This window comes from Kitasatospora sp. NPDC008115 (assembly GCF_042957205.1).
Taxonomy (GTDB): domain Bacteria; phylum Actinomycetota; class Actinomycetes; order Streptomycetales; family Streptomycetaceae; genus Kitasatospora.
In genome coordinates this window covers 243,340-252,405 of the sequence record NZ_JBIBHU010000009.1, presented here as the reverse complement: position 1 = coordinate 252,405, position 9,066 = coordinate 243,340, and the positions used below count along the sequence as shown (strand labels likewise).

The following is a 9,066-nucleotide window of genomic DNA, read 5'->3' as shown; positions in this document are numbered from 1 at the left end:
CTGCAGGGGGGACCCTGTGGGAGAGTAGGACGCCGCCGAACAATTCTTCTGAGAAGCCCCTGCCGGGGATACCGGCAGGGGCTTTTCGCATTTCCAGGGCTCAGAGCGCGAGCTTGAAGCCGACGTGGGAGGGGACGAAGCCGAGGCGCTCGTAGAAGCGGTGCGCGTCGGTGCGGGTGACGTCGGAGGTGAGCTGGACCAACTCGGCGTCCAGTGCGCGGGAGCGGTCGACCGCCCACTGGATCAGGTCGGTGCCCAGACCGGTGCCGCGTTCGTCGGCGTGGATGCGGACGGCCTCGATGATCGTGCGGGTCGAGCCCTTCCGGGAGAGGCCGGGGACGACGGTGAGTTGCAGGGTGCCGATCGTCCGGCCGGCGCGTTCGGCGACCACGAGGTGCTGGTGCGGGTCGGCGTCGATGCGCGCGAAGGCGGCCCGGTAGGGGGTGAGGTCGTCGGGGCTCTCGCGGGTCGCGCCCAGCGGGTCGTCGGCGAGCATGGCGACGATGGCCGGCAGGTCGTCGCCGGTCGCCCGGCGGATGGTCAGATCGTTCATGGTCATACCCTAGGCGGCCCCTGGGCGGCCCTTGGCGGCCCTCCCGGGGTGACCTGGCGTCATGTGCCCGGCGGAGGGCTGGTGATGACGGCGAAGGCCGCCCCCTGCGGGTCGGTGAGCCGGGCCAGGCGGCCGACGCCGTGGACGTCCGTCGCGGGTGTCCGGACGGTGGCGCCCAGGCGTTCCGCGGTGGCCAGGCGGGCGTCGAGGTCGCGGACCTCGAAGTAGGGGAGCCAGTGCGAGGAGGTGCCGGCGGCGGTCTGCGACGGGTCGAGCTGCATGATGCCGCCGTGGGCGTCCGCCGTGCCGCCGCCGGGCGGGGTGAGGACGGTGTACAGGACCTCTCCGACCGGGACGTCCTGTTCCTGCCAGGCGAAGACGGTGCGGTAGAAGGCCTTGGCCGCCTCGGCGTCGACGCTGTGGCACTCCGCCCAGCAGAGGCTGCCGGGCTCGGTGACGGTGTCCAGGCCGCGGACGTCGTGCGGTTGCCAGACCGCGAAGTCGGCGCCGGCGGGGTCGGTGTAGCCGGCCATCCGGCCGCTGGTGAAGACGTTGAACGGGGCGAAGCGGACCCGGCCGCCGGCCTCGCGGACCAGGTCCGTGGTGCGGTCGGCGTCGAGGGTGCAGAAGTAGACGGTCCAGGCGGGGCGGGCGTGCGCCTCGGTGAACGGGCCGAGGGCGGCGACCGTCCGGCCGTCCTGGCGGAAGAAGCCGTAGCCGCCGGCCTCGGGACCGGCGGAGGTGTAGGTCCAGCCGAACACCTCGGTGTAGAAGGAGACCGAGGCCCCGGTGTCGGGACTGGTGAGGTCGAGCCAGTCGGGGGAGCCGGGACGGTAGGCGGTGGTGAGTATGGTCTGCTGCCCTTCGTCGGCGTTGCCGGCCCTCCCTCGTCCTTCCAGCGTGGCACCCGGGCCCCCGGTGTCGCACCCGGACGGTACGGTGCGTAGCGGAAGTCGTCCCGCACGGTGAAGGGGGCCCCGGTGGCCAGTCAGACAGGGGCGCGGACCGCCGCCGGCGGTGGCACCGGCCCGGCGGCCGCGGTGCCGCGTCAGCTCGCCCAGGTCGAGGGTGTGCTGGAGCGGATCACCTACGCCAACGAGGAGACCGGCTACACGGTGGCCCGGGTCGACACCGGGCGCGGCGCCAACGACCTGCTGACGGTGGTGGGCGCGCTGCTCGGCGCGCAGCCTGGGGAGTCGCTGCGGCTGCACGGGCGGTGGGGGTCGCATCCGCAGTACGGGCGGCAGTTCGTGGTGGAGAACTACACGACGGTGCTGCCGGCCACCGTGCAGGGCATCCAGCGCTACCTGGGGTCGGGGCTGATCAAGGGGATCGGGCCGCGGTTCGCGGAGCGGATCGTGGAGCGCTTCGGGGTGGACACCCTGGAGGTGATCGAGAACGAGCCGGGCCGGCTGATCGAGGTGCCGGGGCTCGGGCCGAAGCGGACGAAGAAGATCGCGGCCGCCTGGGAGGAGCAGAAGGCCATCAAGGAGGTGATGGTCTTCCTGCAAGGCGTCGGGGTCTCGACCTCGCTGGCTGTGCGGATCTACAAGCAGTACGAGGACGGCTCGATCGGGGTGGTGAAGAACGAGCCGTACCGGCTGGCGGCGGACGTCTGGGGCATCGGTTTCCTCACCGCGGACCGGATCGCCCAGGCCGTGGGGATTCCGCACGACAGCCCGGAGCGGGTCAAGGCCGGCCTGCAGTACGCGCTGTCGCAGAGCAGCGACCAGGGGCACTGCTACCTGCCCGAGGAGCGGCTGATCGCGGACGGCGTGAAGCTGCTCCAGGTGGACGTGGGGCTGGTGATCGACTGCCTGGCGGAGCTGGTGGCCGCCGAGGGCGTGGTGCGCGAGCAGGTGCCGGGGGAGGGCGGCGAGCCGATCACGGCGGTGTACCTGGTGCCGTTCCACCGGGCGGAGATCTCGCTGGCCAACCAACTGCTGCGGCTGCTGCGGGCGGACGGCGACCGGATGCCGTGGTTCGCGGACGTGGACTGGCCGGCGGCGCTGGGCTGGCTGGCCCGGCAGACCGGGGCGGAGCTGGCGCCGGAGCAGGAGCAGTCGGTGCGGCTGGCGCTGACCGAGAAGGTCGCGGTGCTGACCGGCGGGCCGGGCTGCGGCAAGTCGTTCACGGTGAAGTCGATCGTGACGCTGGCGCTGGCGAAGCGGGCCAAGGTGGTGCTGGCGGCGCCGACCGGGCGGGCGGCGAAGCGGCTGGCGGAGCTGACCGGGGTGGAGGCCTCGACGGTGCACCGGCTGCTGGAGCTGCGGCCGGGCGGGGACGCCGCGTACGACCGGGACCGGCCGCTGGACGCGGACCTGGTGGTGGTCGACGAGGCGTCGATGCTGGACCTGATCCTGGCGAACAAACTGGTCAAGGCGGTGGCGCCGGGGGCGCACCTGCTGTTCGTGGGGGACGTGGACCAGCTGCCCTCGGTGGGGGCGGGGGAGGTGCTGCGGGACCTGCTGGCCGAGGGCGGGCCGATTCCCTCGGTGCGGCTGACCAGGATCTTCCGGCAGGCCCAGGAGTCGGGGGTGGTGACCAACGCGCACCGGATCAACGAGGGGCTGCCGCCGCTGACCGAGGGCCTGCCGGACTTCTTCCTGTTCGCGGAGGACGACGCGGAGCTCGCGGCGGGGCTGACGGTGGACGTGGTGGCGCGGCGGATCCCGCAGCGCTTCGGCTACGACGCCCGGCGGGACGTCCAGGTGCTGGCGCCGATGCACCGGGGCCCGGCCGGCGCGGGCAATCTCAACACGCTGTTGCAGGCGGCGGTGACGCCGGCCCGGGAGGGGCTGGCGGAGCGGCGGTTCGGCGGGCGGACGTTCCGGGTGGGCGACAAGGTCACCCAGATCCGCAACAACTACGACAAGGGGCGGAACGGGGTCTTCAACGGCACAGTGGGAGTGGTGACGTCCCTGAGCGTGGACGACCAGCGTCTGACGGTGCTCACGGACGAGGACGAGGAGGTGCCCTACGACTTCGACGAGCTGGACGAGTTGGCGCACGCCTACGCGGTGACGATCCATCGGTCGCAGGGGAGCGAGTACCCCGTGGTGGTGATTCCGGTCACCACGTCCGCGTGGACGATGCTCCAACGAAATCTGCTCTACACCGCGGTGACCAGGGCCCGAAAACTCGTCGTGCTGGTGGGGTCACGCAGGGCGATCGGGCAGGCGGTCCGCAGCGTCAGCGCAGGTCGGAGGCATGCCGCACTGGACCACCGGCTTGCGTCTGGATGATTCTCCAAGGGATGGTTGCCTCTATTGTTCTCTTGACGTGAAGAGATTTACGACAGAGCCTGGTGGGGTGCCGATCTTGTCCGGTTCGTACCGGCTGCGGCGGGAGGTTTTGTAGGGGCGGGCCCTTTCGGGTCACCCCGGGTGCGCGGCTGTCCGCCGGATGGGGGATGGTAGAGACAGTCAGGGCACCTTGGAAGAGGATTCATTTCGTCGGTGAGGAAGACGTGAGCGACAACTCGGTAGTACTGCGGTACCAGGACGGCGAGTACGAATACCCCGTCGTCGAGAGCACTGCGGGCAACGCCGGCTTCGACATCTCGAAGCTGCTCCCGCAGACCGGCCTGGTCACCCTGGACAACGGCTTCGGCAACACCGCCGCCTACAAGTCCGCGATCACCTTCGTGGACGGTGACAACGGCATCCTGCGGTACCGCGGTTACCCGATCGAGCAGCTCGCCGCCAAGGGTGACTTCATCGAGACCGCGTACCTGCTGATCAACGGCGAGCTGCCGGACGCCGGGCAGCTCGCGCAGTTCAACCGCGAGATCACCCAGCACACCCTGCTGCACGAGGACGTCAAGCGCTTCTTCCAGGGCTTCCCGCGGGACGCGCACCCGATGGCGATGCTGTCCTCGGTGGTCGGCGCGCTGTCGACGTTCTACCCGGAGAGCCACAACCCGTTCGACGCGGCCCAGCGCCACCTGTCGACGGTCCGCCTGCTGGCGAAGCTCCCGACCATCGCGGCGTACGCGTACAAGAAGGCGATGGGCCAGCCCTTCGTCTACCCGCGCAACGACCTGAGCTACGTCGAGAACCTGCTCCGGATGACCTTCGCGGTCCCGGCCGAGGACTACGAGCTCAACCCGGTCGTCGTCAACGCGCTCGACAAGCTGCTGATCCTGCACGCGGACCACGAGCAGAACTGCTCGACCTCCACCGTGCGCCTGGTCGGCTCCAGCCACGCCAACCTGTTCGCCTCGATCTCGGCCGGCATCTCGGCGCTGTGGGGCCCGCTGCACGGCGGTGCCAACCAGGCCGTGCTGGAGATGCTGGAGAGCATCCAGAAGGACGGCGGCGACGTCGACGCCTTCATCACGAAGGTGAAGAACAAGGAAGCCGGCGTCAAGCTGATGGGCTTCGGCCACCGGGTCTACAAGGCGTTCGACCCGCGCGCCGCCCAGGTCAAGCTGCTCGCGCACGAGGTGCTCGGCCAGCTCGGCAAGTCCGACGAGCTGCTGGAGATCGCGCTCAAGCTGGAGGAGCACGCGCTCAAGGACGACTTCTTCGTCTCGCGCAAGCTCTACCCGAACGTGGACTTCTACACCGGTCTGATCTACCGCGCCATGGGCTTCCCGACCAGCATGTTCACCGTGCTGTTCGCCCTCGGCCGGCTGCCGGGCTGGATCGCCCACTGGCACGAGATGATCAACGACCCGACCAGCCGGATCGGCCGTCCGCGCCAGATCTACACCGGCACCGCGATCCGCGACTACGTGGAGATCGGCGCCCGCTGACGCCGTGCACCCGCACTGACGTCGTCCGCACGCCCTGACACCGTGCCACGAGGGCCCGGCCGCACCCCTGCGGCCGGGCCCTCGTGTTCGCCCGCCCCCATGTCCGGCGCACGACTCCGGGGGCGGCTCGCGTCCCGGGACGGCCGCTCAAAGCGTCCCTGGCCCGGCCACACCCCGGCGTCGTGCGCGAAGGCCGCCAACCGTCGGCGACCGACCCGGGGCCCGCCGGAGCCCCGTCGGCGGCAGCGGTGGTCGTGCGTCGACGCTGTGCCGTTCGCCGCGTCTCAGCCCACCGGAAAAACTGCCGCACTACCAACCTAAGACGTATCAGCGTGTGAGAAGTTACGCCGGGGGGGTGTGAGCTGCCTCTCGCCACGCTCCGTGTGCGTGCGGTGCCGCCCCCATACCACACCTTCCAGCGGCCGCGACGTCACCCTCCCCGCTGTTACGGCAACCGAGCGTGATAGGAATCGTGGCATTCCGGTACGGACCGTCCCGCACCTTGCAGCGTGGCGGCGGAGCGGGGGAGGGAGTGCGCAGATGACCAGGAACGTGGTTGTCACCGGCGGTGGCACGGGGATCGGGTACGAGGTGGCGCGGCGGTTCGCCGAGGCGGGCGAACAGGTCGTGATCGTCGGCCGGCGGCGGGCGGTGCTGGAGGACGCCGCCACGGCGCTCGGACCGAACGTGACCCCGCTGGTCTGCGACCTCGCCGACCCGGACGCGGTGGAGGCCGCGCTGGCGGAGCTCCCGCAGCGGATCGACGTGCTGGTGAACAACGCGGGCAGCCGGGAGACCGTGATCGGCGCCGGGCCGCACGCCCTGCTGGCCCGCTGGCGCGGGGACTTCGAGCGCAATGTGCTGACCGTGGTGCTGCTCACCGAGTCGATCCGCGACCGGCTCACCCCGGGCTCCGGCCGGGTGGTCACCATCAGCTCGATCGCCGCCCTGCGCGGGGCCGGCTCCTTCGGGGCGGCGAAGGCCTCGCTGCACGCCTGGAACCACTTCCTCGCCGCCCAGCTCGGCACCTCGGGCATCACCGCCAACATCGTGGCGCCGGGGACGGTGGCCGGCACCGAGTTCTTCGGCCCGCGGCTGGACGAGGCCGAGGTCTCCCGGCGGTCGGCCCGGACGCTGCTCGGGCGGATCGGGGAGACCGGCGAGGTGGCGGCGGCGGTCCAGTTCCTGGCCTCGCCGGAGGCCGGGTTCATCACCGGGGAGATCCTGCACTGCAACGGCGGCGAGCTGCTGGGGCGCTGAGCCCCTGAGCCGCCCGGCCCGCTCAGGGCCCGTACCGCGCACGCGGTACGGGCCCTGCGACGTTCTCCGGGCCTTCCCGGGCCTCCCGGCCGCCCTGTGGTCAGGCGGGCTGGAAGCGCCGCAGCCGGAGGCTGTTGGTGAGCACGAACACCGAGGAGAAGGCCATCGTGGCGCCGGCGATCATCGGGTTGAGCAGCCCGGTGGCGGCCAGCGGGATCGCCGCCACGTTGTAGCCGAAGGCCCAGAACAGGTTGCCCTTGATGGTGCCGAGGGTCTTGCGGGAGAGCCGGATGGCGTCGGCGGCCGAGCGCAGGTCGCCGCGGACCAGCGTCAGGTCGCCCGCCTCGATGGCGGCGTCGGTGCCGGTGCCCATGGCCAGGCCGAGGTCGGCCTGGGCGAGCGCGGCGGCGTCGTTGACGCCGTCGCCGACCATCGCGACGACCCTGCCCTCGGCCTGGAGGGTCTCGACGGCGGCGACCTTGTCCTCGGGCAGCACCTCGGCGTAGACGTGCTCGGGGTCGATGCCGACCTCGGCGGCGACGGCCTCGGCGACCGCCCGGTTGTCGCCGGTGAGCAGCACCGGGGTGAGCCCCAGGGCGCGCAGTTGGGCGACGGCCTCGGCGCTGGTCGGCTTGACCGCGTCGGCGACCTCCAGGACGGCCCGCGCCTGGCCGTCCCAGCCGACCACGACGGTGGTCCGCCCGGCGGCCTCGGCGGCGCGTCTGGCGGCGGCCAGCGCGGCGGGCAGCGGCAGGCCGCGCGCGGTGAGCAGGGACTCGCGTCCGGCGACCACCGTGCGGCCCTCGACGACGCCCTGGACGCCCAGGCCGGGGACGTTCTCGAAGCCCTCGACGGCGGGCAGGGCGCCGAGCCGTTCGGCGGCGGCTGCGGCGATGGCGGCGGCGATCGGGTGCTCGGAGGCGTGCTCGACGGCGCCGGCCAGCCGCAGCGCCTCCTCCTCGGAGACGCCCTCGGCGGTGCGCACGCCGTGCAGTGCCATGCTGCCGGTGGTGACGGTGCCGGTCTTGTCCAGGACCACGGTGTCCACCCGGCGGGTGTTCTCCAGCACCTCGGGGCCCTTGATCAGGATGCCGAGCTGGGCGCCGCGGCCGGTGCCGACCATCAGGGCGGTCGGGGTGGCCAGGCCGAGGGCGCACGGGCAGGCGATGATCAGCACGGCGACGGCGGCGGTGAACGCCTCGGTCGCGCTCTCGGTGGCCAGCAGCCGTCCGACCAGGGTGGCGAGCGCGATGAGGATCACCACGGGCACGAAGACCGCGGAGATGCGGTCGGCGAGCCGCTGGGCGGCGGCCTTGCCGTTCTGCGCCTCGTCGACGAGCGCGGCCATCCGGGCGAGCCGGGTGTCGGCGCCGACCCGGGTGGCCTCGACCACCAGCCGGCCGCCAGCGTTGACGGTGGCGCCGGTGACGGTGTCGCCGACGGCGACCTCGACGGGCACGGACTCGCCGGTGAGCATCGAGGCGTCGACGGCGGAGGCGCCCTCGACCACCACACCGTCGGTGGCGATCTTCTCGCCGGGCCGGACCACGAACCGCGTGCCGACGGTGAGCCGCTCGACGGGCAGCCGGACCTCGCGGCCGTCCTGGAGCACGGCCACGTCCTTGGCGCCGAGGTCCAGCAGGGCGTGCAGGGCGGCCCCGGCGCGGCGCCTGGAGCGGGCCTCCAGGTAGCGGCCCAGCAGGATCAGCACGGTGACCGCGGCGGCCGTCTCCAGGTAGAGCATCGAGGAGGCCTCGGTGTCGCCGACCGAGAACGAGAACTCGTGCCGCATGCCGGGCATGCCGGCGTCGCCCCAGAACAGGGCCCAGAAGGACCAGCCGAAGGCGGCCAGGGTGCCGAGCGAGACCAGGGTGTCCATGGTCGCCGCGCCGTGCTTGAGGTTGGTCCAGGCGGCGCGGTGGAAGGGCAGGCCGCCGTAGACCACGACGGGGCCGGTGAGGGCGAAGGCCAGCCACTGCCAGTTGGTGAACTGGAGGCTGGGGACCATCGACCAGAGGACCACCGGCAGGCTGAGCACGGCGCTGATCAGCAGCCGGTCGAGCAGCGGGTCGGCGGCCGGCGGGCGGGCGGCCGCGTCGGCGCCGGGGGCCTCGGCCGGGGTGTCGGGGACCGGTGGCGGGGGGAGTTCGGCGGTGTAGCCGGTGTTCTCCACGGTGGCGATCAGGTCGGCCACGGTGACGTCCGGCGCGAACCGGACCCTGGCCTTCTCGGTGGCGTAGTTGACGGTGGCCTCGACGCCGGCCATCCGGTTGAGCTTCTTCTCGATCCGGGCGGCACAGGCGGCGCAGGTCATGCCGCCGATCAGGAGTTCGACGTGCTCGCGGACCGCGGTCGGGTCCTCCTGGCCGGCTATGGCGGTCGCCGTGTCCGGGGAGGCGGAGCCCGGAGTGGAGGTGCTCATGTGCTGATCAGCTCCTAGGGGAGGGGCACGGCGGGGGCGGGGTTCGCCGGGCCCCCGCCGCGCGGCGGGGGC

6 protein-coding genes are annotated in these 9,066 nt (G+C 72.3%); 3 read left to right on the top strand and 3 right to left on the bottom strand.

The window, feature by feature from the left end; translation table 11 throughout:
- Nucleotides 1-100: 100 nt before the first annotated feature.
- Together ACFZBX_RS14705 and ACFZBX_RS14700 are read right to left on the bottom strand one after the other, a co-directional pair.
- Nucleotides 101-553, bottom strand: coding sequence for a GNAT family N-acetyltransferase (locus ACFZBX_RS14705; protein WP_391534078.1), 453 nt, complete (start codon nucleotides 551-553; stop codon nucleotides 101-103).
- A 59-nt stretch (nucleotides 554-612) separates the two neighbouring features.
- On the bottom strand, nucleotides 613-1,404 hold the full coding sequence (locus ACFZBX_RS14700; protein WP_391534089.1) for a VOC family protein: 792 nt from the start codon (nucleotides 1,402-1,404) through the stop codon (nucleotides 613-615).
- A 189-nt stretch (nucleotides 1,405-1,593) separates the two neighbouring features.
- Here ACFZBX_RS14700 and ACFZBX_RS14695 point away from each other — a divergent pair, with 189 nt between their 5' ends.
- From ACFZBX_RS14695 to ACFZBX_RS14685, 3 genes are all read left to right on the top strand, one after another.
- On the top strand, nucleotides 1,594-3,798 hold the full coding sequence (locus ACFZBX_RS14695; protein ID WP_391534076.1) for an ATP-dependent RecD-like DNA helicase: 2,205 nt from the start codon (nucleotides 1,594-1,596) through the stop codon (nucleotides 3,796-3,798).
- Between the two features lie 224 nt (nucleotides 3,799-4,022).
- Nucleotides 4,023-5,312, top strand: coding sequence for a citrate synthase (locus ACFZBX_RS14690; RefSeq protein ID WP_391534074.1), 1,290 nt, complete (start codon nucleotides 4,023-4,025; stop codon nucleotides 5,310-5,312).
- Between the two features lie 540 nt (nucleotides 5,313-5,852).
- Nucleotides 5,853-6,572 carry an SDR family NAD(P)-dependent oxidoreductase gene (locus ACFZBX_RS14685; RefSeq protein ID WP_391534072.1) on the top strand — a complete coding sequence of 240 codons (720 nt, stop codon included), beginning with the start codon at nucleotides 5,853-5,855 and terminating at the stop codon, nucleotides 6,570-6,572.
- A 100-nt stretch (nucleotides 6,573-6,672) separates the two neighbouring features.
- Here the strand turns inward: ACFZBX_RS14685 and ACFZBX_RS14680 are convergent, their stop codons facing one another.
- Nucleotides 6,673-8,994, bottom strand: coding sequence for a heavy metal translocating P-type ATPase (locus tag ACFZBX_RS14680; RefSeq protein ID WP_391534070.1), 2,322 nt, complete (start codon nucleotides 8,992-8,994; stop codon nucleotides 6,673-6,675).
- Nucleotides 8,995-9,066: the final 72 nt, after the last annotated feature.